The sequence below is a fragment of the Microtetraspora malaysiensis genome (genome assembly GCF_050947145.1).
GTDB classification, from domain to species: domain Bacteria; phylum Actinomycetota; class Actinomycetes; order Streptosporangiales; family Streptosporangiaceae; genus Microtetraspora_A; species Microtetraspora_A malaysiensis.
Genome location: NZ_CP191998.1, coordinates 8,296,118 through 8,320,478, shown reverse-complemented (window position 1 = coordinate 8,320,478; position 24,361 = coordinate 8,296,118). Strand labels below are relative to the sequence as shown.

The window sequence follows — 24,361 nt, the reverse complement described above, 5'->3', positions numbered from 1 at the left end:
GTGAGCGCGGCGAGCGCGCGGAGGCGGTACGCCCTGGTCCAGTTCCTGATGTGGCTGCCGCCGGGGCTCATGATGGCGCCGATGGTGCTGCTGATGTCCGCCAGGGGGCTCGACCTGGGCGAGATCGGCCTGGTGGGGGCGGTGTACTCCGTCACCATCGTGGTGCTGGAGCTGCCGACCGGCGGGCTCGCCGACGTCGTGGGGCGCCGCACGGTGCTCGCGGTCGGCACCGGCTTCAGCGCGGTCGGCCTCGTCGTGATGGCCCTGGCCGACTCCGTGTGGCTGTTCTTCGTGGCCTCGCTGTTCAAGGGCGTCGCGCGGGCGCTGTCCAGCGGCCCCGCCCAGGCCTGGTACGTCGACGCGCTGCACGCGGCCGAGGGGCCGGACGCCGATCTCAAGCCCGGCCTCGCCGTGGGCTCCGCCGCGAGTTCGACGGCCCTGCTCGGCGGGGTGCTCGCGGGCGGTCTCGTGCCGCTGGTGCTGCCCGGTGACGAGGTGCTGCGGCTCTCGGTCCCGGTGTGGTGCGGCGCGGTCGCCGCGGCCGCCGCGCTCGTCGCGGTCGTCGTCGCGATGCCGGAGCCGCGTCGCTCGACATCGCGCGGCGGCCCCGCGCGATCGCGCGCGGCGGCGCGGTTGGGGGAGATCCTCACGGACGTCCCGCTGACGATCCGCGACGGCTTCCACATGGCGGTGCGCGACCGGGGCCTGGCCCGGCTGCTGCTGGTCTCGGCGGCGGGCGGGATGATGCTGGCCGCCATTGAGACGCTGACGCCGGTGCGGCTGGCCGAGCTCACCGGCCGGCTGGAGTCGGGGAGCACGGTCTACGCGTTCGTGGCCGCCGTCGGCTTCGCCGCGAACGCCGTCGGAAGCTCGGTCGCTCCGCTCGTGGCCCGGCTCCTCCGCACGTCCACCCGCGCCGCGGTCGCCGCGATCGCGGTGGCCGCCGCGTCGCTCGGCGGGCTGGCGGCGTCGGTCGCGCTGTCCGGCACGGCGGGCATCGTCGCGGCGGGCGTGGCGTACTTCCTCGTCTTCGCGGCGCTCTCCGTCGAGGAGCTGGTCCGCGGCGAGCTGATCCATCTGCGGGTGGAGTCGGCCCGGCGCGCCACGGTGATGTCCGTGGACTCCCTCCAGCTCCAGTTCGGCGGCCTGCTGATCACGCTCGGGCTGGGTCCGCTGACCACCGGCCTCGGCATCGGCGGCACCTGGGCGGCCGTGGCCGTCCTGATCCTCGTCTCGTCCCTCCTGTTCGTACGGCTCCCGGCCCGTCGGGTGGTCCCCGTACCCGCCCCGACTAGAACTTGATTCGGTAGCCGGGGCAGAATCGTTCCGGCGAAAGGGGCAGTGCCGATGAGCAAGCCGATGGTGACCGCGGCGAACGAGCAGCAGCGTGCGGCCTGGAACGGAGGGGCGCTGCCCGAAGTGGAGCGGGTGCGGCCCGGACTCTGGTCGATCCCGGTGCCGATCCCGATCAACCCGCTGCGGTACGTCCTGGTGTACGCGATGGAGTTGCCGGACGGCGTCGCGGTCATCGACGCGGGGTGGAACACCGACGAGGCGTACGAGGCGCTCTCCGCCGGCCTCGGCGTGGCGGGATACGCGATCACCGACATCAAGGCCGTGCTGGTGACGCACATCCACCCGGACCACTACGGCCTCGCGGGACGGCTCCGGGAGGCGTCCGGCGCGTGGATCGGGCTGCACCCCGAGGACGCCCGGCTGGTGCACGACCGCTACGACGAGCCGGGCATCAAGGAGCTCGCGGACCGGGGGCGCGAGTTGCTGCTCCGCTGCGGCGTGCCGGACCTGACGGCCCAGGAGCTCGCCGGGGCGTCGATGATGATGCGCAACTACGTCTCGACGGCCGTGCCGGACCGGCTGATCGAGGACGGCGAGCGCCTCGACCTGCCCGGCTGGAACCTGAAGGCCCTCTGGACGCCCGGTCACTCGCCGGGCCACCTGTGCTTCGTCGAGGCCGACCGCAAGCTGCTCTTCTCCGGCGACCATGTGCTTCCCCGCATCACGCCGCACGTGGCCGTCCACCCGCAGTCGGCGGCCAACCCGCTGGCGGACTACCTCGACTCGCTGCGGAGCGTCGGCAAGCTGGACGTGGACGAGGTGCTGCCCGCCCACGAGTACCGCTTCCTGGAGCTGTCGGAGCGGGTGGACTACGTGATCGGCCACCACGAGGAGCGGCTCGCCGAGGTCGCGGCCGTGCTCAAGGCGGCGGACGGCGTGACCTGCTGGGAGCTGGCCACCCGCCTCACCTGGTCGCGGCCGTGGGAGACGATCCCGCTGTTCATGCGGCGCTCCGCGACCAACGAGACCCTCGCCCACCTGGTGTGGCTGGAGGTCAGGGGCCTGGCGACCCGGGTCGCGGGCGAGCCCGACGTATGGCTTTTCGCGGAAGACCAGTAGGGGTCCACGGACCTCGGCCGGTCGGTCACTTCGCCGGAACGACGCCCCGTCAGGCGAGCCGTACGGCGCCGCGTCCGACGGCGAGCGGCAGGTCGAGGACCGTACGGATGCCCGGCGGCGCGGCGCACACTGAGGCGATCGAGTTGACGGCGTGCGCCGCCGCCCCGGCCAGGCCGTGCTCCACCTCGTCGATCGCCACCGCGATCGAGGGACGGCCCTGGATGTGGACGGCGAAGCCCGGCGGGGCCCAGCGCGACACCCGAGTGGCGTCCGCCTTGTAGACGCACTCGACGGTCATGAGGGGCCGTCCCCTGACCAGGCCGCTGAAGACCCACCGGGACGCGCAGACCGTGCCCGGCCGCACCACTCCCGCGGCGATCTCGAACTCGTCGGCGGCCAGGTCGTATTCGTCGCTCTCCTCGACGTCGTCGAGATCGACGCCGAGCGCGTGCGCGACGAGCTGCACGCTCTCGGAGAACAGCGCCCGCTGGAACGCCCGGAACGGCCGGACGGTCGCGGCGTAGTCCTTCGGCTCGCGGGCGAACCCGATCAGGTCCGTGACGATCTGGCGGGACGGATGGCCCCGGTAGTCGGACGACTCGCGCACGTAGATGTGGTCGATGCGGCCGGACAGCCCGCTCAGCGCGAGCGGCAGCAGGTCGCTCATGAACCCGGGGTTGATGCCGGTGCCGTGCAGCGACGTCCCGCCGCGCGCGCACGCCGCCTCCAGCCGCTCGACCAGGCGCGGGCCGTGCGCGCGGGGGTAGACGAATCCGGCGGTGGTGATCACGTTCTTGCCGGAGGACAGCAGGGCGCAGACGGCCTCCACGTCGCTCGCCGGATCGCCGCCGAAGTAGGCGGCGGGGAGCGGCATGTGCAGCACGCAGTCGGCGTCGAGCGCGAGGATCTCGTCGACGTCGTCGGTGCACCGGACCCCGGTGGCGCCGAGGCCCACCAGTTCCCCCGCGTCGACCCCGACCTTGTCCGGGTCGTAGACGAGGACCCCGGCCAGCTCGAAGTCCGGCCTGTTGATCACATCGCGGAGCGCGTACCCCCCGACTGCGCCGGTGGCCCACTGGACCACGCGCAGCGGTGGAGATGAGGGCATCGGGGGCCTCCCGTCAGGTGTGCCGTCGCTTTCACCCATGCCCGTGCGGGATCAAGGACTATAGCAGAAATTTACTGAGTCGATCACTATCTGCAACGGCAGATTGTCGTCTGATGTCCCTTACGGGAGGGGGAGTTATTGTTTGCACGGGAACCAGAATGTTGTTCTCTTCGGAAGGGTGGGACGGGATGTCCGATCTCAGGTTCGACGGGAAGGTCGCCGTTGTCACCGGCGCGGGCCACGGGCTCGGTCGCTCGCACGCGCTCCTGCTCGCCGAGCGGGGCGCGAAGGTCGTCGTGAACGACGTGGGCGGCGCGCTCGACGGCAGCGGCGCCTCGACCGGCCCGGCCGCGGAGGTCGTCGAGCTGATCATCAAGAACGGCGGCGAGGCGGTCGTGAACGCGGACAGCGTCGCCACCCCGGAGGGCGCCCAGGCCATCGTGCAGGCGGCACGCGACGCCTTCGGCCGGATCGACGTCGTCGTCAACAACGCCGGCATCCTGCGCGACAAGTCCTTCGGGAAGATGAGCGTCGAGGACTTCGACGCGGTTATCGCCGTCCATGTGCGCGGGGCGTTCCTGGTGAGCCGGGCCGCGTTCCCGCACATGAAGGAGCAGGGGTACGGCCGTATCGTCAACACCTCGTCGCCGGCGGGGCTGTTCGGCAACTTCGGTCAGGCCAACTACTCCACCGCGAAGATGGGGCTGGTCGGCCTGACCAAGACGCTCGGCATCGAGGGTGCCCGCGCCAACATCAAGGCCAACGCGATCGCGCCGATCGCCTGGACGCGGATGACCGAGACGCTGCTCCCGGCCGAGTTCGAGGCCAAGTTCACCCCGGAGCGGATCAGCCCGCTGGTCGCCTACCTCGCGCACGAGAGCTGCGAGACCAGCGGAGAGGTGTTCTCCGTCGGCGGCGGCCGGGTCGCCCGCGTCTTCGTCGCCGAGGGCCCCGGATGGCGGGACGACGCGATCACCCCCGAGGCGGTGCGCGACAACTGGGAGGCCGTCATGGCCGAGGAGCCGTACCTCCGGCCCACCACCCTCGGACAGCAGGGTGGCGCCTCGATGCAGGCGATGTTGTAACCCCGGCCTTCGCCGGATCTCCTCCCGTATCGGAAAGCTGTAACCCCGGCCCTGGCCGGATCTTCTCCCGTATCGGAGAACGGCCGGGTTCGCGGCTCCACGCCGTGACCCCGGCCCGCCGCCGGTCTCCTCGCGCGTCCGAGGCGGCCGGTTTCGCGGTCCCGCCCCGGCTCCCGCCGGTCGACCGGCGGGAGCCGGGGCGCGCTCAGCCGCCGGCCGACTTGAGGCGGTGGATCTCGGCGGCGGTGCTGTGCTCGGCCGCTCTGACGAAGCGCAGCACTGCGGCGAGTTCTTCGTCGGTGTAGCCGCTCACGTCATCCCGCGTTCGTTCGATCAGCCCCGCGTAGGCGGCCCGCACTCTGTCGAGGCCTTCCTTGGTGGGCTCGATGAGGATCCGCCTGCGGTCGCCAGGAGCCGGCACGCGGCGCACGCAGCCGGCGGCGACCAGCCGATCGATCATGCGCGTGGCCGAGCCCGTGGTGATGTTGACCCGCTTGGCCAGTGCTCCCGGTGTCGTGGGGCCCTGCTGGTCCAGCACGTACAGGCATTGCACATCGGTGTCGGAGACACCCAGGCTGGCCGCCACGACGTTGTTGAGCTGGACCACCAGGATCGCCCAGCTGGGCACCGCGGCCGTGATGAGCTCGTCGAGTAGTGCGCGTCTGTCCTGGTCGGACCCCGTCATCGTGGCTGTACCCCACTTAAGTCGCTGCTTTATGCAGTAATTCCGTGCTAGCGTTTGCTGCATAGAGCAGTAGTTGGCATCGTTACTGCTGTTCTATGCAGCAATGATATCGCATTCGTCCGATCCTGGAGTGCAGGCTCAGCGTGATCACCACTTCGTCCCGCCGCCACAGCGGCGCCACTCCCACCCCTCTGTCCGGAAGAGCCGCGGCCGTCGTCCTGGCCGCGGTCCTCATCGCCTCCTTCATGGAGCTGCTCGACGCCACGATCGTCAGCGTGGCGGCCCCCCAGATCGCCGCGGACCTGGGCGCCGGCGAGGCTGCCCTGCAGTGGACGCTCGCCGGGTACACCCTCGCCGTCGGAGCAGGTCTGATCACCGGCGGCCGCGTCGGCGACCAGTTCGGACGCCGACGGGTGTTCCTCCTGGGACTGGGCGGGTTCATGCTGGCTTCGGCCGGCTGCGGGCTGGCGGCATGCGCGTCGCGCAGGGTCTGGCCGGCGGACTGATGATCCCGCAGGTGTTCGGCGTGATCCGCGCCTCGTTCGCGCCGGAGGCGCGGGGCAAGGCGCTCGGCGTCTACGGCGCCGTGCTGGGCCTGGCCTCCGTGGCCGGTCCGCTGCTCGGCGGGGTCCTGACCGAAGCCGACCTGCTGGGCCTGGGCTGGCGGGCGGTCTTCTGGGTCAACGTGCCGATCGCGATCATCGGGCTGATCATCGGGATCCGCTTCCTGCCCGAGTCCACAGCGGCGGGCGGCGCCCGCCTGGATCTGCCCGGCGCGATGCTCGCCGCCGCTGCCTCGGTGCTTTTGCTCCTGCCCTTGGTGCAGGGCCGCGAATGGGGCTGGCCCTGGTGGGGGTTCGCCATCCTCGCCTCCGCGATCTTCGTCGCCGCCCTGTTCCTCCTGCGTGAACGGCGGCTCGCCGCACGTGGCGGTCAGCCCATCCTCGACCCCGCCCTGCTGCGCGTGCGCGCCTTCGCCGGCGGCCTGTCGGTGAGCCTGCTGTTCTTCGGGGCGATCGGCTCCTTCTTCCTCCTGCTGTCCCTCTACCTGCAACTCGGCACCGGCCGCACCGCGCTCGAGACCGGCCTGGTGATCCTGCCGTACGCCGTCGGCTCGATCGTCACCTCGGGCGTCGGCGCCCAGCTCGCGCACCGCGCCGGCCGCGCCCTGATCGTCTCCGGCGCCCTGGTCCTGGCCGCGTCCCAGGTCGTCCTGCTGCTGCTCGTCCGCGGCGGCGCCGCTCCCTCCTTCTGGGCCCTCGCCGCACCGCTGTTCCTCGGCGGTCTGGGACTGGGACTCACCGCCCCGTCCCTGATCAACGTCGTCCTCGCCGGCGTGCCGGGTAAGGACGCCGGCGCCGCGGGCGGCGTTCTCACCACCGTCACCCAGCTCGGCAACGCGCTCGGCGTCGCCGCCCTCGGTGCCGTGTTCTTCGCCCGGGTCGAAGGCTCCTTCACCGGCGCAGCCACCCCCCTCGCCGCCTACGGGGATGGCCTGACCGCGATCCTGCCGTGGCAGATCGCCTGCTACGTCGTCGCGGCCGCCCTGATGTTCCTCCTCCCCGCTCGCGCGCACGCGCCGCACGCATGACAGCGAGATCCACCACTGAGGGAGAGCCGATGACCGCCGCGCCCGATGCCGCCATCGACCCGTTCGCGATCACCACCCGCGGGCTCACCGAGCCCCATCCCGGCCGCGCCGCCATGCGCACGGCGGGTCCCATCGTCCGGGCCCAGGCCCCGGCCGGCGGCCCGGTGTGGATCATCACCGATGACGTGCTCGCCCGGGAGGCCCTCGTCCATCCCCGCATCGTCAAGGACCCCGCTTTCGCCCCTGCCGACTGGGAGCCGCGCCTCGCGGGGCTCGAACCGGCCGCCGCCGTCCAGCCGTCACTCACGACGTTCGACGGCCCGGCACACACCCGCCTGCGCCAGGCGCACGCCCCGCTGTTCACCGCCCGGCGCATGAGTGACTACGCCGAGAGGGTCGCCGCGATCGCCCGCTCCCTGCTGGCCGGCGCGGCCGGCGAGACCGGCGAGGCGGTGGACCTGACGGCGGACTTCACCACCCGGTTCCCGCTTACCGTGATCTGCGACCTGCTCGGCGTCCCGCTCGACCGCGTCGATCAGGCCATCGCCGCCTGCCGCCGCATGTACAGCGGTGACCCCGAGGAGGTCGGCAAGGCGATGGCCGCCTTCACCGACCTGGCCGCCGCCGCGCTGGAGGAGGGCCGCCACGGCCTCGCCGTCGAGCTCCGCGACCGGGTCCCCGGCGAGATCACTCGATCGCAACTTCACTACCTGCTCTTCACCCTGATCTACGCCGGGCAGCTGACCACCGACCCGTCGCTGGGCTTCCTGCTCGCACGTTTCTTCGGGGAAGACCACGCTGCGGCGGACGGGACCGCGGTCGAGGACCTCGTTCGCGACACGCTGCGCGAACACGCGCCGGCGCCCTTCACCCTCTGGCGCTTCACGTCAGCCGAGATCGACCTCGCCGGGCTGAGGCTCCCCGCCCGCTCTCCGATTCTCATCGACATCCAGGGCATCAACACCGACCCCCGGCGCTCGATCGGCCCGGACCTCACCTTCGGCGCGGGTCCCCACTATTGCACCGGCGCGCACGTGGCCCAGGTTCAGCTGCGCGTCGTCGTGGACGTGATCCGGGCCGACTTCCCCCACGCGAGGCTTGCCGTGCCGTACGCCGAGCTCCTTCAGGCCGACTTCGGCGGCATTCAGGGGAGCAGGCTGACCACCCTTCCGGTGCGCCTGCGCGGCTGAGACTTTTGCAGATTTCAACGAAAGTTATGCGGCCTACGTAGAAAAGGTCTTCACAGTTCCGCAGAAGAGGGGTAAGTTCGCGCCATCTCACTCCGATGCGGAGGCTTCGTGAAGCGCATGCGGCCAGAGAACGCGCACCAGGCGATGTTGTTGCGGCTCCTGCGGGAGGGCGGACGGTCCCGGGCAGAGCTGGGTGACGTGGTGGACCTGTCCAGGTCCAAGCTGAACGTGGAGCTCGACCGGCTGATCGAGCTGGGCCTCGTCGAGCCGGACGGGCTCGCCGAGTCACGCGGCGGTCGGCGGTCCGGCAAGGTACGGCTGTCGCGGCAGACGCGATTCGCCGGGATCGACATCGGCGCGACGTCGGTCGACGTCGCGGTCACCGACGGCGAGCTGAACGTCCTCGGGCATCTGAGCGAGCCGTGCGACATCCGGGAGGGCCCGGCCGTCGTGCTCGATCGGGCGGTCACCCTGCTGGGCAAGCTCCGCGAGCAGGGCCTGTACAGCCAGCTCCACGGCGCGGGCATCGGCCTGCCGGGCCCGGTCAGCTTCCCCGAGGGCGTCCCCGTCGTCCCGCCGATCATGCCGGGCTGGGACCGCTACCCGGTCAGGGAGGCGGTCAGCGAGGAGCTCGGCTGCCCGGCCCTGGTGGACAACGACGTCAACATCATGGCGCTCGGCGAGCTGCACGCCGGGCTGGCCCGGCAGGTCGGCGACTTCCTGCTCGTCAAGATCGGCACCGGCGTCGGCTGCGGCATCGTGGTCGACGGCAAGATCTACCGCGGCGTCTCCGGCAGCGCCGGCGACATCGGCCACATCAGGGTGGACGACGACGGCCCGATCTGCGCCTGCGGCAACTCCGGCTGCCTGGAGGCGTACTTCGGCGGCGCGGCGCTCGCCCGGGAGGCGACGGCCGTCGCACGGTCGGGCGGCTCGCCGTACCTGGCGGAGCGGCTCGCGGCGGCCGGGGAGCTGACCGCGCAGGACGTGGCGGTCGCGGCGGCGCAGGGGGACGCCGCGGCGATCCAGATCATCCGCGACGGCGGGCGGCGGGTCGGCCAGGTGCTCGCCAGCCTGGTCAGCTTCTTCAACCCGGGGCTCGTCATCATCGCCGGAGGCGTGGCCCGGCTCGGGCACGTGCTGCTCGCGGAGATCAGGAGCGTCGTCTACCGCAGGTCGCTGCCGCTGGCGACCGGCAACCTGCCCATCGTGCTCTCCGAGCTCGGCGACGCCGCCGGGATCGTCGGCGCGACCCGGCTCATCAGCGATCACGTCTACTCGGCCGGCTAGCCGGCCGTCCCTTCCCATCGCCGACTCCCGACGAACGCGCACCGCGTACGCGTAACGCCCCACCGCAGCAACTGGAGGCACCATGCCGGCGTCACCCCCCGACACGGCACCCCTGCTCACCATGCGGGGAATCGTCAAACGGTTCCCCGGCGTACGAGCCCTGGACGGCGTCGACCTCGAGGTCAGGGCGGGCGAGGTGCACTGCCTGCTCGGCCAGAACGGGGCGGGCAAGTCCACGCTCATCAAGATCCTCTCCGGCGCGCACCAGCCCGACGAGGGCGAGGTCCTGCTGGGCGGCGAGTCCGTACGGCTGGCCACCCCGACGGCGGCGATGCGGCAGGGCATCGCGACCATCTACCAGGAGCTCGACCTGGTGGACGGGCTCTCGGTCGCCGAGAACATCCTGCTCGGCCACGAGCGGGCCTCGTTCGGGTTCACCCGGCGCGGCGAGAGCAACCGGATCGCCGCGGACCTGCTGCGGCGGCTCGGGCACGGCGAGATCCCGCCCGGAACCGAGGTGGGACGGCTGCCCCCGGCCGCCAAGCAGATCGTCAGCATGGCCCGCGCGCTCTCGCACGACGCCCGCCTGATCGTCATGGACGAGCCGTCCGCCGCGCTCGCGCACGACGAGGTGGCCAACCTCTTCCGGATCATCCGCGAGATCACCGCCCAGGGCGTGGCCGTGGTCTACATCTCGCACCGGTTGGAGGAGATCCGCGAGATCGGCGACCGGGTCACCGTGCTCAAGGACGGCCGCACGGTCGCGGTGGGGCTGCCCGCCACGACCCCCACCGGCCGGATCGTCTCGCTGATGACCGGCCGTGACGTCGAGTACGTCTTCCCACCGCGCCCGGCGCCCTCCGGAGAGCGGCCCGAGGTGCTGCGGGTGGAAGGGCTGACCGTGCCCGGGGTCTTCTCCGACGTCTCCTTCTCGGTCCGTGCCGGAGAGATCGTCGGGCTGGCCGGGCTGGTCGGGTCCGGCCGCTCCGAGATCCTGGAGGCCGTGTACGGCGCCCGCCGCGCGTCCGGCCGGGTCCTGCTCGACGGCCGCGCCGTGCCACCCGGCCGGACGGCCGCGTCCGTACGGCTCGGCATGGGCCTCGCGCCGGAGGAGCGCAAGGCGCAGGCCCTGCTGCTCGACCAGAGCGTCACCCGCAACATCACGCTCGCCGGGCTCGGCCGGTACGCGCGGGCCGGCTGGATGGACCGGCGCCGTGAGGCGGCCGAGGCGGCCCGGCTGGCCGAGGCCCTCGACATCCGGCCGCCCGATCCGCGCCGGCCGGTGAAGACGCTCTCCGGCGGCAACCAGCAGAAGGCCGTGCTGGCCCGCTGGCTCGTCGAGCCGCGCAGGCTGCTGCTGCTCGACGAGCCGACCCGCGGCGTGGACGTGGGCGCCCGCGCCGAGCTGTACGCCGTCATCCGGCGGCTGGCCGACGAGGGCGTGGCGGTCCTGCTGGTGTCCAGCGAGGTGCCCGAGGTGCTCGGGCTCGCGGACCGGGTGCTGGTCGTCCGCGAGGGCCGGATCGTCCACGAGGCCCCCGCGGTGGAGCTCGACGAGCACCGCGTCCTCGACCTGGTCATGGTTTCGACGAACGAGGAGTCCCGCGTTGACTGAGGCGACCCCGACAAACGTGGCGAGAAGGCCCTTCCTGGGGAGGATCGGGGAGGTGCCGCACGTCGGCCTCGTCGCCGCGCTCGTCCTCCTGGCGATCGTCGGGCTGGCGACCCGGCCGGAGAACTTCGCCACCTCCTCCAACCTGGTGAGCATCCTCGCGCTCGCCTCGACCATCGGCGTGATCACGGTCGGCATGACGTTCGTGATCATCGGGGGCGGCATCGACCTGTCCGTCGGAGCGGTCATGGCGCTCTCCTCCGTCTGGGCCACCACCCTGGCCACCCAGTCGTACGGCCCGGCGGTCATGATCCTTTGCGCGGTCCTGGTGGGGACGGGGGCCGGGCTGGTGAACGGCTTCCTCATCGCCTACGGCCGGATGGTGCCGTTCATCGCCACCCTCGCGATGCTGGTGGCGGCCCGGGGACTGGCCCAGCGCATGTCCGGCCAGCGGACCCAGCTGGTGCAGCAGGCCAACACCGCGATCGTCGAACTGTCCACCACCCGGGTGCTCGGGCTGCCGCTGCTGGTCTACGTCTTCGCCCTGGTGGTGGCGCTCGGCTGGATCCTGCTCAACCGGACCACCTTCGGCCGCCGGACGTACGCCGTGGGCGGCAACCCCGAGGCGGCCCGGCTGGCCGGCATCGACGTCCGGCGGCACACGATGCTGCTGTACGGGCTGTCCGGCCTGTGCTGCGGGATCGCGGCCGTCCTCATCATGGCCAGGACGACCACCGGATCCTCCACGCACGGCGACCTCTACGAGCTGGACGCCATCGCCGCCGTGATCATCGGCGGCACCCTGCTCAGCGGAGGCCGGGGGACCATCATCGGCTCGATCCTGGGCCTCCTGATCTTCACCGTGATCACCAACCTGTTCATCCTGAACGGGCTCAACACCAGCGACCAGCTCATCGCGAAAGGCCTGATCATCGTCGTCGCCGTGCTGATGCAGCGGCGCGGCGCGCTCACCGGCACCTGACCCCCTCCCTTCCGACAGCGTCCAGGGCCGGGAGCGACGACTCGCGGCCCCGGCCCGGCACGCCCTCGATGACCTCTTCTTCAGCCAGCCATTCGCCCACCCCCCAAGGGCGAGCCGCCCTGGGGCTCCACGAACAAGGAGATTCGATGACCCAGACCCCTGGTCGCCGGGGATTCCTCCTCGGCGGTGCCGTACTCGGCGCGGGAGCGCTCGTCTCCGCCTGCACCAGCAACGAGCCGGCCGCGCAGCCCAGCGCGGCGGCGGCCGCGGCGACGACCGAAGCCGCCGCGGGCGGCAATGACCAGCCCGGCACCCAGGTGACGATCGGCTTCTCCGCGCCCGCCGCCGACCACGGCTGGATCGCGGCCATCGCCAAGAACGCCGAGGCCGCCGCCAAGCAGTACTCCGACGTGGTGTTCAAGCCGGTCGAGCCGACCAACGACATCAACCAGCAGATCTCCGCCGTGGAGTCCCTGATCCAGGCGAAGGTCGACGTCCTGGTGCTGCTGCCGAACGACGGCCAGCAGCTCAACCAGGTCGCCCGGCAGGCCATGGACGCCGGCATCCCGGTCGTCAACCTCGACCGGGTCTTCCCCGACAAGCTGTCGTACCGGACCTGGATCGGCGGCGACAACTACGGCATGGGCGTCGCGGCCGGGCATTACATCGGCAAGACGCTCAAGGAGAAGGGGGTGTCCAATCCGGTGATCGTCGAGATCCAGGGCATCGCCACGCTGCCGCTCACGCAGGACCGCAGCAAGGGCTTCGCCGACGCGCTCAAGAGCTACGGCTTCAGCGTCACGGCCAAGCAGGACGCCCAGTTCACCGTCGAGTCCGGCACCGAGGTCGCGGCGAACCTGCTGCAGGCGCACAAGAAGATCGACGCGATCTGGAACCACGACGACGACCAGGGCATCGGCGTCCTGGCGGCGATCAAGGAGGCGGGTCGCAGCGAGTTCATCATGGTGGGCGGCGCGGGCTCGGCGAACGCCATGCGGGAGATCCAGTCCGGCTCCGGCGTGCTGGCCGCCACGGTGACCTACAGCCCGACGATGGCCTCGTCCGCGATCAAGCTGGCCCGGCTCATCGCCCAGGGCAAGGGCATGTCCGACCTGACGGAGAACCAGGTCCCGCAGTCGATCACCCTCGCCTCCGAGACCGTCACCAAGGACAACGTCGCGACCTACCTCCCGCTGGGGTTCGAATCGTGAAGCCGCTGATCGGGGTGGGCCTGGTGGGTTACGCGTTCATGGGACGCGCGCACTCCCAGGCCTGGCGGAACGTAACTGCCTTCTTCGACCTGCCGGTGACGCCGTCGATGGCGGTGCTCGCCGGCCGGTCTCGGAAACGCGCCACGGCGGCCGCGGCCGAGCTGGGCTGGGCCGCGGTCGAGACGGACTGGCGCGAGCTGGTCCGGCGCGACGACGTGCAGCTCGTGGACATCTGCACGCCCGGCGACTCGCACGCGGAGATCGCGATCGCCGCGCTGGAGGCGGGCAAGCACGTGATCTGCGAGAAGCCGCTCGCCAACACCGTGGCCGAGGCCGAGGCGATGGCCGCGGCGGCGTCGGAGGCGGCGGCGCGCGGCGTGCGCAGCATGGTCGCCTTCAACTACCGCCGGGTGCCCGCCCTCGCGCTGGCCAGGAGGTTCGTCGCCGAGGGGCGGCTGGGCGAGATCCGGCACGTCCGCGCCCAGTACCTCCAGGACTGGATCGTCGATCCGGAGTTCCCGCTGGTATGGCGGCTGCGCAAGGAGCAGGCCGGCTCGGGGGCCCTCGGGGACATCGGCGCGCACATCGTGGACACCGCCCAGTTCGTGACCGGCCAGATGCTGACCGGCGTCTCGGCCATCACCGAGACGTTCGTCAAGGAACGCCCGCTGGCCGAGGACGCCGACGGGCTCTCGGGCGGGAGCCGTACGGGCGGGCGCGGGAAGGTGACCGTCGACGACGCGGCCCTGTTCATCGGCAGGTTCGACGGCGGGGCTCTGGGTTCGTTCGAGGCCACCCGCTTCGCCACCGGGCGCAAGAACGCCCTCCGGCTGGAGGTCAACGGCTCCCTGGGCAGTCTGGCGTTCGACTTCGAGGCCATGAACGAGCTGTGGTTCCACGACGAGACCGAGCCCGACGCCGGGTTCCGGCGGATCCTCGTCACCGAGCCCGGTCACCCGTACCTGGAGGCGTGGTGGCCGCCGGGGCACGGCCTGGGCTACGAGCACACCTTCACGCACGAGGTGCGCGACTTCCTCGCGGCGGTGGCCGCCGGGACCGACCCGTCGCCCTCATTCCAGGACGGCCTGCGGGTGCAGCGGGTGCTGGCCGCCGTCGAGGAGAGCGCGGCCAACGAGTCGCGCTGGACCCCGCTGTAACCGCCCTCGACATCCCTTGAAATTTCCCGACATCACGTGACATCACATGAAATCCCGTATTGGGAGGAACGAAGATGACGCGACCGATCACGTTGTTCACCGGGCAATGGGCCGACCTCCCCTTCGAGGAGGTGTGCCGGCTCGCCGCCGAATGGGGATACGACGGCCTGGAGATCGCCTGCTGGGGCGACCACTTCGAGGTGGACAAGGCCCTCTCCGACGACACGTACGTGGACCGGAAACGGGAGGTCCTCGCCAAGCACAACCTCGGCGTGTGGGCCGTCTCCAACCACCTCGTCGGGCAGGCCGTCTGCGACCACCCGATCGACGAGCGGCACAGGGGCATCCTGCCCGCGCGCGTGTGGGGCGACGGAGAGCCGGAGGAGGTGCGGCGGCGCGCGGCCGAGGAGATGAAGGACACGGCGCGGGCCGCGGCCAAGCTCGGCGTCTCCACGGTGGTCGGCTTCACCGGTTCGTCCATCTGGCACACCGTGGCGATGTTCCCGCCCGTCCCGCCGTCGATGATCGAGGCGGGCTACCGGGACTTCGCCGACCGGTGGAACCCCGTCCTGGACGTCTTCGACGAGGTGGGCGTGCGTTTCGCGCTTGAGGTGCACCCCAGCGAGATCGCGTACGACTACCACACGACCGTGCGGACGCTGGAGGCCGTCGGCCGCCGCCCGGCGTTCGGGCTGAACTGGGACCCGTCCCACATGGTGTGGCAGCAGGTCGACCCGGCGGGGTTCATCCTCGACTTCGCCGACCGGATCTACCACGTCGACTGCAAGGACACCAAGGTCCGGGTGGGCGACGGCCGCCGTGGCCGGCTGTCGTCCCATCTGCCCTGGGCCGACCTCCGGCGCGGCTGGGACTTCGTCTCGACCGGGCGGGGCGACGTGCCGTGGGAGGAGTGCTTCCGCGCGCTGAACGCCATCGGCTACGACGGCCCGGTCTCGATCGAGTGGGAGGACGCCGGCATGGACCGCCTCGCCGGGGCTCCCGAGTCCCTGGAGTACATCCGGCGGCTGAACGCCATCACCCCGCCGGAGGCGTCCTTCGACGCCGCGTTCTCCTCCGAGTGACCCCTGCTCGGTGAGTGGCCGCCGGGTTCGTTCCGGCGGCCCGGGACCTGCCCGCCGGCCTGGTCCGCCACCGAGTGCGCCCGCGGCGCCGTAAGGCCCGTCCGGCACCACCGGGTGCCGGACGGGCCTCGGTCGCCGGCGTTCAGTCCATGATCACGATCTGGCGCAGGACCTCGCCGTTCTTGAGCGCCGCGACGGCGTCGTTGAGGTCGGACAGCTTGATCCTGGAGCTGATCATGCTCTCCAGGTCGAGCTTGCCCGCCTTGTAGAGACCGGCGAAGAACGGGAAGTCGTGGCGCACGTCCGAGCCGCCGTAGAGCGAGCTGAGGACGTTCTTGCCCTCGAAGAGCAGGTTGAAGGCGGTCAGCGGCACCGTGTCGTCCATGGCGCCCGCGCCGACGATCACCACGTCGCCGCCGCGCCGGGTGGCCTGCCAGGCGGTCATGATCGCCGCCGACTTGCCGACCACCTCGAAGCCGTAGTCGAAGCCCTGGCCGCCGGTCAGCGTGCCGAGCGCGTCCATGAGCTGGTCCGGCGTGATCGCGTGCGTGGCGCCGACCTTCTTCGCCAGCTCGTGCTTGGACTCGAGCGGGTCGATCGCGAGGATCGTGCTCGCCCCCGACAGCCGGGCACCCTGGATCACCGAGAGACCCACGCCGCCACAGCCGACGACTGCGACGGTGGAGCCCGGACGCACCTTGGCCGTGTTGATCGCCGCGCCGACGCCGGTGGTGATGCCGCAGCCGATCAGCGCGGCCGCCTCGTACGGCACCTCGGGGTCGACCTTGATCGCACCCTGCCAGGGGACGACGATCTCCTCGGCCCAGGTGCCGCAGCCGGCCATGCCGAACGCCGGGGTGTCGCCGCCGTACCGGAAGCGCGCGTCCGTGAAGCTCTTCATCACGAACGTCATGCAGAGATGCGGCTGGCCGCCGATGCAGTGGGCGCAGTCGCCGCAGGCGGGCGTCCAGTTGATGATCACGTGGTCGCCCGGCTGGACCGAGGTCACGTGGTCGCCCACCTCGACGACCTCGCCCGCGCCCTCGTGCCCGGGGATCACAGGCAGCGGCATGGGCAGCACGCCGGAGAGCACCGACAGGTCGGAGTGGCACACGCCGGTCGCCTTGATCTTCACGCGGACGTCCGTGGGGCCGACCGGGGCGAGCGTGAAGTCGTCACGGATGTCCAGCTTGTCGTCGCCGACCGCGTGCAGCAGAGCTCCGCGCATTTGACCTCCTGGGGGGTTACTCGTCTTCGAGCGATAGGGCGGCTTTGGGACAGGAACGGACCGCGTGCCGTACGCGGGCGAGCATCTCCGCGGGCGGCTCGGGTAGCACGACGAGCAGCCGGTCGTCGTCGTCGAGTTCGAAGACCTCGGGGGCCAGCCCGGTGCACACCGCGTTGGCCTCGCACACCAGCTCGTCGACTTTGACCTTCAATGGATCTCCTTGGACGGGGGCCGCTGTTCCGGGGGGCGGGGAGGGATCACCCGGAGCCTTGGCCCGGCACCGCGGCGAGTTTCCGGTGATCCCAGGAGACCACCCGGGTCGGCTCGACGACGTAGCCGACGCGCTTGCGCCCGGTCTGCTCGACGTACGCCCGGAGCGGCTCGACGTCGTCCATCCGGGTCATCCGCCGGGTGACCTCCATCCCGATGCCGAGGACGCCCGCCGGGTCGTCGACCCGCCGGGCCACGCCGTACAGCATGACGCCGCGCAGCTCGGCGTAGTCGTCGCCGTCCTCGATCAGGCAGGTCACCCGCGGATCGCGTTCGATGTTGCGGGTCTTCTGGGCCTTGCCGTACGTCCAGAACGCGATCTTCCCGTCGACCAGGCCGTAGAACATGGTCACCATGTGGGGGGTGCCGTCGGGGTTGATGGTGCCGAGCTGGAGCTTGCGGGCTTCGCCGAGGAGTCCCGCGACCTCCTCGTCGGACATCGCGATCCGGGAGCGCTGGTTCACGCTGCAAAGTAGAACACGTTCCATCATGCCGGACAAGGGGACTCCCGAACCTTGTTCCGGTCTATCTGGGCTAGGCTCCCTGGCTTGCAGGCGACAGCCGTACAAGAAGGACGAACCATGCGGAAGGTGGCCGACCGGTGAACACCGTCACGATGCCCGCGGATATGCGATACGCGGCAGAGCGCGCCAAGGGGTTCATGCCGCCGGAAGAGGGTCTCGTCCTCTTCGAGCTCGCCCACGCGTACGGCTCGCGCGGCCCCATCTGCGAGATCGGGACGTACTGCGGCAAGTCGGCGGTCTATCTCGGCGCCGGCGCTCGCGCGGCCGGGTCGGTCGTCTTCACGGTGGACCACCACCGCGGCTCCGAGGAGATCCAGCCGGGCTGGGCCCACCACGACCCCACGCTGATGGACCCGTGCTTCGGGAAGATGGACTCGCTGCCGTTCTTCCGCCGCACCATCGCCACGGCCGGCCTGGAGGACGAGGTCGTCGCCGTCGTGGGCGCCTCCGAGACCGTGGCCCGGCACTGGAACACCCCGCTGGCCATGCTCTTCATCGACGGCGGCCACTCCGAGGAGCCCGTGACCCGGGACTACGAGGGATGGGCGCCGCACGTGATCGAAGGCGGCGCGCTGGTCTTCCACGACATCTATCCCGACCCCGCGACCGGAGGGCAGGCGCCGTACCGGGTCTATCTGCGCGCCCTCGCCTCGGGCGCCTTCACCGAGGTCCGCGCCGAAGGCTCGCTGCGCGTCCTCGAACGCGTCGCCCCGGGCATCTGACGCCCGGGCACGACCCTAGGCACGGGCGTGTTCGCAGCCGCAGTCGTCGGTGATGTGGATGTCGTACGCGCCTGCGGCGCGGAAGATCGAGGCCCCCGCCGTGGCTCCGGACAGCGCGTCGGCCGCGAGGATCACCGCGGCCGCCGTGTAGGCGGAGCGCTCGTGCGGGAAGTGCTTCTCGTTCACGAACTGCCAGCCCGTCCAGTACGAGCCGTCCTCGTGGCGCAGGTGCTGCATGTCCGCGAAGACGCGCAGGGCCCGCTCACGGTCGCCCATCGCGTCCAGGGTCAGCACCAGCTCGCAGGACTCGGCGCCGGTCACCCAGGGCTGGTCGGAGACGCAGCGCACGCCCAGCCCCGGCACGACGAAGGTGTCCCACTCCTCGGCGAGACGCTTGTCGCCCGCCGGCCCCCGTACGGCGCCGCCGAGGACCGGGTAGTACCAGTCCATCGAGAAGCGGCTCTTGTCGGCGAACGCCTCAGGATGCGCGGCGAGCGCGTGCCCCAGCTGGTCGGCGGCCAGCTCCCAGTCGGGCTGCGGGTCGCCGAGCCGCTCGCCCAGCAGGACGCCGCAGCGCAGCCCCTGGTAGATCGACGACGAGCCGGTGAGCAGTGCGTACGCCGCGGGAACGCCGTGCGCGTCGCGTTCCCACACGATCTCGCCGCGGGCCGTCTGCAGCTCGACGACGAAGTTGAGCGCCCGGCTGACCATCGGCCACGCGGAGGCCGCGAACGCCTCGTCGCCGGTCACGAGCAGGTCGTGCCAGACCCCGACGGCGACGTAGGCCGCGTGGTTGGACTCGCCGCCCCTCTCGACCGCCTCTCCGTTCACGACCTTCATCGGCCAGGAGCCGTCCCGCCGCTGGTGGCGGGCGAGCCAGCCGTACCCCCGGCGGGCCTCGTCCCGCAGCCCGGCCGCCGTCATGGCCATCAGGCACTCGACGTGGTTCCACGCGTCGATGTGGCCCTCGGGCCACGGCACGCCGCCCTCGTCGTCCTGGACCGCCGCGATGCTGCGTGCTGTGGCCACCACCTGATCCGCCGTTATCACTCCCGGGACGGCGGGGACGCTCATACGGGCTTCCGGACGTAGACGACCACGCTCTTGCCGATCAGCGGATTGAGCAGGGACTCCGCGATCCGGGTGGCGGCGGGACGCTTCATGATGTCCCACACGAGAAGCTCGTGGTACGCCTTCGCCAGCGGGTGGTCGTCGTTGTTCACCCCCACCGCGCATTTGATCCACCAGTACGGCGAGTGCAGGCCGTGCGCGTGGTGGTGGGAGCCGATCTCCAGCCCGGACGCCTTGAGCTTGGCCTGCAGCTCCGCCAGCGTGTAGATCCTGATGTGCCCGCCGGGCGCGGTGTGGTAGTCCTCAGACAGCGCCCAGCAGATGCGCTCGGGCAGGAAGCTCGGCACGGTGATGGCGGCCTGTCCGCCGGGCTTGAGCACGCGGACGATCTCCCGCATGGCGGCCGTGTCGTCCGGGATGTGCTCCAGCACCTCGGCCGCGATGACCCGGTCGAAGGACGCGTCGGGGAACGGCATGGCGAGCGCGTCGCCGACCACGGTCTCGCCGGAGGCACCCGGGGGGATCTGCCCCTCCTTGTCCATCGCGGAGAACATCGCGGCGACGCTTTCGAGCTCGGCCGCGTCCATGTCGAACGCCACCACGTCGGCGCCCCGGCGGAGCACCTCGAAGGCGTGCCGGCCGCCGCCGGCGCCGAGGTCGAGAACGCGGTCGCCAGGCCCGACGGGCAGCCGGTCGAAGTCGACGGTCAGCACTCCTGCCTACCTTTCCTGATCATGGGGGCATCCGGTCCGGCTTCGGGAACAGGCGCGGGCACGGGACGGGGGACGGGGACGGTTGCGCGCGGCGTGGTCCTAGGACGCGACGGCCGTACGGGCGGCGATGGCCTCGCGGTAGGCGTCGACGGTGCGCTGGGCGACGACCGGCCACGCGTAGCGCTCCATCACGCGGTCGTAGCCCTTGCGGCCGACCTCGGCGCGTTCCTCCGGCGAGTCGAGCAGGCGGCGCAGCACGGCGGCCAGCTCCTCGGGGTCGCCCGGCGTCACCTGGACGGCGGCGTCCCCGACGACCTCGGGCAGCGCACCGGTCCTGGAGGCGACCAGGGGCGTGCCGCAGGCCATGTGCTCCACCGCCGGGAGGGAGAAGCCCTCGTACAGCGAGGGCACGACCGCGACCTCGGAGGTGGCGATCAGCTCGGCCAGCTCCTCGTCCGAGATGCCGTGCAGGAACCGGACCCGGTCGTGCAGGGAGAGCTCGGCGACCAGCTTCTCGGTCGGCCCGCCGGGGGTGGGCTTGCTGACCACGGTCAGGTTCACCTCGCGCTCGGTGGCGAGCTTGGCGACCGCGCGCAGCAGCGTCGAGACGCCCTTCATGGGGGAGTCGGCGCTGGCGACGGCCACGATCGAGCCGGGCCGCTTCGGCAGGTGGGGGCGGGGGTGGAAGAAGCGGGTGTCCACGCCGAGCGGGATCAGCCGCATGTTGGACTGCGGCACGTTGAAGTCGCGGTGGATGTCCGCGAGGGATGACTCGCTGACGGTGAGGATCGGGCTGAGCCGGGGGGCGACGATGCTCTGCATACGGACGAATCCGTACCAGCGGCGCATGGAGAGCTTCTTCCAGCCTTTGGCGGCCTGCAGCTCGATGCGCCGGTCCACGCTGATCGGGTGGTGGATGGTGCCGACGACGGGGAAGAGCTTCTGGATCCCGAGCAGGCCGTAGCCGAGGGTCTGGTTGTCCTGGACGACGTCGAAGTCGCCCTGGCGCTTCTTGAGCTCGCGGTAGGCCCGCAGGGTGAAGGTGAGCGGCTCGGGGAAGCCGGCCGTCCACATCGTGGCCACTTCGAGCGCGTCGATCCAGTCGCGGTACTCGTGGAGCTTCGGCGTGCGGAACGGGTCGGCGTCGTCGTAGAGGTCGAGGCTGGGGACCTTGTTGAGGATGACGCCCTCGTCGAGCTCGGGATACGGCTGACCGGAGAAGACCTCGACGTGGTGCCCGAGGGCGACCAGCTCGCGGCTGATGTGGCGCAGGTACACCCCCTGACCGCCGCAGGTGGGCTTGCTGCGGTAGGACAGCAGCGCGACTCGCAGGCTCTCCGCCAAGGGGCACCCCTCTCCAGCTGTGCCCCCCTTGGGGCTGCCATAAAGATGACCTTAACCTCCGGACCCTACCAAGGGGGAGTGGAGGTGAAATTGGTCTCTCTTCGCGACTTCACCGGGCGCGAAGTGCGCAGTTAGCTTACCCGAATGCGGTTCGGTGGAACAGGTTCTAGTCTGCTGTCCGTGTCGCGACTGCGCTCAGATGGGGTCAGAGCGGTACATTCGCCTCTCATAGCTGCTTTCTCCGCTATCTCTGCGGACTTCGGAGAATTCGGGTGCCCCCCGATGCGAGGAGGATCCTTGGCCAGGCGTGCGCTGATCACTGGCATCACCGGCCAGGACGGCTCTTATCTCGCTGAACACCTGCTGCATGAGGGATACGAGGTCTGGGGGCTGGTGCGCGGCCAGGCGAACCCGAGGGTCTCGCGGGTGCGCCAGCTGCTGCAGGACGTCCAGCTCGTACGCGGTGACCTGCTGGACCAGGGGTCATTGATCTCGGCCGTGGAGAAGGTCCAGCCCGACGAGGTGTACAACCTGGGCGCGATCTCGTTCGTCCCGATGTCATGGGAGCAGGCGGAGCTGACCGCCGAGGTCACCGGGATGGGCGTGCTCCGCATGCTGGAGGCCATCCGGGTCTGCTCGGGGATCACCGCGGCCCGTGGCGCCGGATCCGGCCAGATCCGCTTTTATCAGGCTTCGTCCTCAGAGATGTTCGGCCAGGTGCGCGAGACTCCACAGAACGAGCGCACCCCGTTCCATCCCCGCTCGCCGTACGGCGTGGCCAAGGCGTACGGGCACTTCCTCACCCAGAACTACCGCGAGTCGTACGGCATGTACGCCGTGTCGGGCATCCTGTTCAATCACGAGTCGCCGAGGCGTGGAGCCGAGTTCGTGACCCGCAAGGTCAGCCTCGGCGTCGCGCGGATCAAGCTCGGCCTGGCCGGCGAACTGCGGCTCGGCAACATGGAGGCGCGCCGCGACTGGGGCTTCGCCGGCGACTACGCCCGCGCCATGCACATGATGCTCCAGGCGGCCGAGCCCGAGGACTACGTGATCGGCACCGGCCGTACGCACTCGGTGCGGGAGCTGGTCGAGGCGGCCTTCGGCGCGGCGGGCCTGGACTGGGAGCAGTACGTCGTGTGCGACCAGGCCCTGCACCGCCCGGCCGAGGTGGACCTGCTCTGCGCCGACCCGAAGAAGGCCAGGACGCAGCTCGGCTGGGAGCCGACGGTCTCGTTCGAGGAGCTTGTGGCCATGATGGTGGAGGCCGACGTCGCCCTCCTCGCCGGAGGCGGCGACCCCCACCAGGACTCCTCCTGGCCCTGATCTCAGGGGATGACCCGGCGCTCCCGCCCCTGAGGAGCGCCGGGCCCGCTGTCAGCGCAGGTGGACCGGCAGCGACTTGATGCCGTTGATGAAGTTGGACCTGAGCCGGGCCGCCTCGCCCGCCTGGCCGATCTTCGGGAACCGCTCGGACAGGACCTCGAACAGCACCCGGAGTTCCAGCTTGGCCAGGTGGTTGCCGAGACAGAAGTGCGCTCCGCCGCCGCCGAACCCGATCTGCGGGTTGGGGTCACGCCCGATGTCGAAGACGTCCGGATCGGCGAAGACGCCGGCGTCGCGGTTGGCCGAGGCGTAGAAGATCACTACCTTGTCGCCCTCGGCGATCTTCTGCCCGCGGATCTCGGTGTCCGCGGTGGCCGTACGGCGGAACAGGTTCACGGGGGACACCCAGCGGACGATCTCGTCGGCCGCGGTCCGGGCCATCGCCCGGTCGGCCACCAGCCGGGCCCACTGCTCCGGATGCTGGAAGAACGTGAGCATCCCGCCGGTCGCCGCGTTGCGGGTCGTCTCGTTGCCCGCGACGATGAGCAGCAGGACGAACAGGTTGAACTCGTCCTCGGTCAGCACCTCGCCGCCCTCGTTCGGCTGGATGAGCCGGGTGACGATGTCGTCGCGCGGATCCTCCCTGCGGGCCGCCGCCAGGCTCCCGGCGTACGCGTAGACCTCGGCCGCGGCGGCCTGCCCCTCCTCGGGCGTGGTCGCGTAGTCGGGGTCCTCGGCCCCGATGAGCCGGTTGGACCACTCGAAGATCTTGTCCCGGTCCTCGACCGGCGCGCCGAGGAGCTCGCAGATCACGTACAGCGGCAGCGGCGCGGAGATGTCCGTGACGAAGTCCAGGTCGGACTTGCCCTCGGCCTCGTCGACCAGACGGTGGCAGATGTCGCGGATGTGCTCTTCGAGCAGGGAGATCACGCGGGGCGTGAAGCCGCGGTTGACGAGGGAGCGCCTGCGAGTGTGCTCCGGCGGGTCCTGGTTGAGCATCATCATCCGCTGGAGTTCCCGCTCCTCCTCCGGCAGCTCGTTGAAGAGCGCCAGGCGGCGTGCCGAGGAGAAGAGGTCGGAGTGCCGGGAGACGTGCACGACATCCTCGTGCTTGGTCACCGCCCAGAAGCCCGGCCAGCCGAGTTCGGCGTCACCCTCGTGCCAGAACACCGGGGCGTTGTCCCGCAGCCATTTGAGCTGCTCGTGTGGCACGCCGTGCCGCGCGTAGTAGTCCTGGTCGACGACGTTGATTTGCACAGGAGTCACCTACTGGGGAGATGTGGCCTGGAGGTCGGGGATCGTGTCGGCGGGGGTGCGATCGGCCGCGCGCATCATGGGAGTTCGATCCCAATCAAACGCTTGGCGGATATTCTTTCTGGAACGTGTTCTATTACGCGGTGCTCTGCCCGTCAAGGAAGGGCGCCAACCGCGACGCCCGTACCGGCAGGCCGTACGGCTACGGAGATCTGATGGTTCGGCAAGGCCGGCAGCGGCGGGCCGGAGCGGAGTCGAGCACATGGAGGGACGGCGATGGGGGCGGCGTCGAGCTGGACGATGCCATGGCATGGCATGGCCGGAGCGGGAAGGGCGAGCTGAACGCTTCCGCGTGGTGATCGGGCGCGATCGCCTGGCGGCGCTATGTGATCTCCACCGTATATACGGCTTCGGTTAAGCCGGGTGCAAACGGCGGGGAACTTCGGGTCGGGTATCCCAAAATCGCCGCCGGTCGAGGTGTGTCGGGACGAAATTGCACGCGTT

At 70.9% G+C, this 24,361-nt stretch carries 24 protein-coding genes; 15 read left to right on the top strand and 9 right to left on the bottom strand.

Going from position 1 to position 24,361, the window contains the following annotated elements:
* Positions 1-1,302, top strand: coding sequence for an MFS transporter (locus tag ACQP1V_RS38805; protein WP_433415916.1), 1,302 nt, complete (start codon positions 1-3; stop codon positions 1,300-1,302).
* Positions 1,303-1,347: 45 nt separating this feature from the next.
* Positions 1,348-2,415: an MBL fold metallo-hydrolase gene (locus tag ACQP1V_RS38800; protein ID WP_433415913.1), complete on the top strand. Its 1,068-nt coding sequence runs from the start codon at positions 1,348-1,350 to the stop codon at positions 2,413-2,415.
* Positions 2,416-2,464: 49 nt separating this feature from the next.
* On the opposite strand, the gene ACQP1V_RS38795 is transcribed toward ACQP1V_RS38800, so the two are convergent.
* Positions 2,465-3,523 (bottom strand): NAD(P)H-dependent amine dehydrogenase family protein, encoded by a 1,059-nt coding sequence (locus ACQP1V_RS38795; RefSeq protein WP_433415910.1) that lies wholly within the window; start codon positions 3,521-3,523, stop codon positions 2,465-2,467.
* Between the two features lie 188 nt (positions 3,524-3,711).
* On the opposite strand from ACQP1V_RS38795, the gene ACQP1V_RS38790 reads away from it, so the two are divergent.
* Positions 3,712-4,608 carry an SDR family oxidoreductase gene (locus ACQP1V_RS38790; RefSeq protein ID WP_433415907.1) on the top strand — a complete coding sequence of 299 codons (897 nt, stop codon included), beginning with the start codon at positions 3,712-3,714 and terminating at the stop codon, positions 4,606-4,608.
* Between the two features lie 205 nt (positions 4,609-4,813).
* On the opposite strand, the gene ACQP1V_RS38785 is transcribed toward ACQP1V_RS38790, so the two are convergent.
* Complete coding sequence (locus ACQP1V_RS38785) at positions 4,814-5,293, bottom strand: MarR family winged helix-turn-helix transcriptional regulator (protein WP_433415904.1); 480 nt, start codon at positions 5,291-5,293, stop codon at positions 4,814-4,816.
* Between the two features lie 143 nt (positions 5,294-5,436).
* Between ACQP1V_RS38785 and ACQP1V_RS38780 the strand changes: the two genes are divergently transcribed.
* From ACQP1V_RS38780 to ACQP1V_RS38740, 9 genes are all read left to right on the top strand, one after another.
* Positions 5,437-5,799 (top strand): MFS transporter, encoded by a 363-nt coding sequence (locus ACQP1V_RS38780; protein WP_433415901.1) that lies wholly within the window; start codon positions 5,437-5,439, stop codon positions 5,797-5,799.
* Positions 5,766-6,884 carry an MFS transporter gene (locus ACQP1V_RS38775; RefSeq protein WP_433415898.1) on the top strand — a complete coding sequence of 373 codons (1,119 nt, stop codon included), beginning with the start codon at positions 5,766-5,768 and terminating at the stop codon, positions 6,882-6,884. The genes ACQP1V_RS38780 and ACQP1V_RS38775 overlap by 34 nt, the downstream gene beginning before the upstream one ends.
* Before the next feature lie 29 nt (positions 6,885-6,913).
* Entirely contained in the window at positions 6,914-8,074 is a 1,161-nt protein-coding gene (locus ACQP1V_RS38770; RefSeq protein WP_433415895.1) for a cytochrome P450, read from the top strand.
* Between the two features lie 117 nt (positions 8,075-8,191).
* Positions 8,192-9,364: an ROK family transcriptional regulator gene (locus ACQP1V_RS38765; RefSeq protein WP_067126189.1), complete on the top strand. Its 1,173-nt coding sequence runs from the start codon at positions 8,192-8,194 to the stop codon at positions 9,362-9,364.
* Positions 9,365-9,446: 82 nt separating this feature from the next.
* Positions 9,447-10,979, top strand: coding sequence for a sugar ABC transporter ATP-binding protein (locus ACQP1V_RS38760; RefSeq protein WP_433415892.1), 1,533 nt, complete (start codon positions 9,447-9,449; stop codon positions 10,977-10,979).
* Positions 10,972-11,958 (top strand): ABC transporter permease, encoded by a 987-nt coding sequence (locus ACQP1V_RS38755; protein ID WP_067125766.1) that lies wholly within the window; start codon positions 10,972-10,974, stop codon positions 11,956-11,958. The genes ACQP1V_RS38760 and ACQP1V_RS38755 overlap by 8 nt, the downstream gene beginning before the upstream one ends.
* Before the next feature lie 146 nt (positions 11,959-12,104).
* A complete protein-coding gene (locus ACQP1V_RS38750) occupies positions 12,105-13,169 on the top strand; it encodes a substrate-binding domain-containing protein (protein ID WP_067125765.1) in 1,065 nt (354 codons plus the stop codon).
* On the top strand, positions 13,166-14,326 hold the full coding sequence (locus ACQP1V_RS38745) for a Gfo/Idh/MocA family protein (RefSeq protein ID WP_433415889.1): 1,161 nt from the start codon (positions 13,166-13,168) through the stop codon (positions 14,324-14,326). The genes ACQP1V_RS38750 and ACQP1V_RS38745 overlap by 4 nt, the downstream gene beginning before the upstream one ends.
* 74 nt (positions 14,327-14,400) lie before the next feature.
* Positions 14,401-15,408 carry a sugar phosphate isomerase/epimerase family protein gene (locus ACQP1V_RS38740; RefSeq protein ID WP_433219023.1) on the top strand — a complete coding sequence of 336 codons (1,008 nt, stop codon included), beginning with the start codon at positions 14,401-14,403 and terminating at the stop codon, positions 15,406-15,408.
* A 142-nt stretch (positions 15,409-15,550) separates the two neighbouring features.
* On the opposite strand, the gene ACQP1V_RS38735 is transcribed toward ACQP1V_RS38740, so the two are convergent.
* The 3 genes from ACQP1V_RS38735 to ACQP1V_RS38725 are packed head-to-tail and all read right to left on the bottom strand — an operon-like array spanning position 15,551 to position 17,370.
* Complete coding sequence (locus ACQP1V_RS38735) at positions 15,551-16,636, bottom strand: Zn-dependent alcohol dehydrogenase (RefSeq protein WP_433219021.1); 1,086 nt, start codon at positions 16,634-16,636, stop codon at positions 15,551-15,553.
* A gap of 16 nt (positions 16,637-16,652) precedes the next feature.
* Positions 16,653-16,847: a ferredoxin gene (locus ACQP1V_RS38730; protein ID WP_067125758.1), complete on the bottom strand. Its 195-nt coding sequence runs from the start codon at positions 16,845-16,847 to the stop codon at positions 16,653-16,655.
* Between the two features lie 46 nt (positions 16,848-16,893).
* Entirely contained in the window at positions 16,894-17,370 is a 477-nt protein-coding gene (locus ACQP1V_RS38725; protein ID WP_433415887.1) for a pyridoxamine 5'-phosphate oxidase family protein, read from the bottom strand.
* 152 nt (positions 17,371-17,522) lie between these two features.
* Between ACQP1V_RS38725 and ACQP1V_RS38720 the strand changes: the two genes are divergently transcribed.
* Positions 17,523-18,152: a class I SAM-dependent methyltransferase gene (locus tag ACQP1V_RS38720; RefSeq protein WP_433227253.1), complete on the top strand. Its 630-nt coding sequence runs from the start codon at positions 17,523-17,525 to the stop codon at positions 18,150-18,152.
* A 15-nt stretch (positions 18,153-18,167) separates the two neighbouring features.
* Here ACQP1V_RS38720 and ACQP1V_RS38715 read toward each other — a convergent pair whose 3' ends face one another.
* The 3 genes from ACQP1V_RS38715 to ACQP1V_RS38705 form a co-directional block, all read right to left on the bottom strand.
* A complete protein-coding gene (locus ACQP1V_RS38715; protein WP_433415884.1) occupies positions 18,168-19,226 on the bottom strand; it encodes a prenyltransferase in 1,059 nt (352 codons plus the stop codon).
* Positions 19,223-19,936 carry a class I SAM-dependent methyltransferase gene (locus ACQP1V_RS38710; protein ID WP_387415034.1) on the bottom strand — a complete coding sequence of 238 codons (714 nt, stop codon included), beginning with the start codon at positions 19,934-19,936 and terminating at the stop codon, positions 19,223-19,225. Before ACQP1V_RS38710 ends, ACQP1V_RS38715 begins: the two co-directional genes overlap by 4 nt.
* Before the next feature lie 99 nt (positions 19,937-20,035).
* Entirely contained in the window at positions 20,036-21,280 is a 1,245-nt protein-coding gene (locus ACQP1V_RS38705; protein WP_387415032.1) for a glycosyltransferase family 4 protein, read from the bottom strand.
* Between the two features lie 297 nt (positions 21,281-21,577).
* Here ACQP1V_RS38705 and ACQP1V_RS38700 point away from each other — a divergent pair, with 297 nt between their 5' ends.
* Complete coding sequence (locus tag ACQP1V_RS38700; protein ID WP_433415880.1) at positions 21,578-22,603, top strand: GDP-mannose 4,6-dehydratase; 1,026 nt, start codon at positions 21,578-21,580, stop codon at positions 22,601-22,603.
* A 51-nt stretch (positions 22,604-22,654) separates the two neighbouring features.
* Here ACQP1V_RS38700 and ACQP1V_RS38695 read toward each other — a convergent pair whose 3' ends face one another.
* A complete protein-coding gene (locus ACQP1V_RS38695) occupies positions 22,655-23,860 on the bottom strand; it encodes a cytochrome P450 (protein WP_387415028.1) in 1,206 nt (401 codons plus the stop codon).
* Between the two features lie 125 nt (positions 23,861-23,985).
* Between ACQP1V_RS38695 and ACQP1V_RS38690 the strand changes: the two genes are divergently transcribed.
* Complete coding sequence (locus ACQP1V_RS38690) at positions 23,986-24,216, top strand: hypothetical protein (RefSeq protein ID WP_433415877.1); 231 nt, start codon at positions 23,986-23,988, stop codon at positions 24,214-24,216.
* Positions 24,217-24,361: the final 145 nt, after the last annotated feature.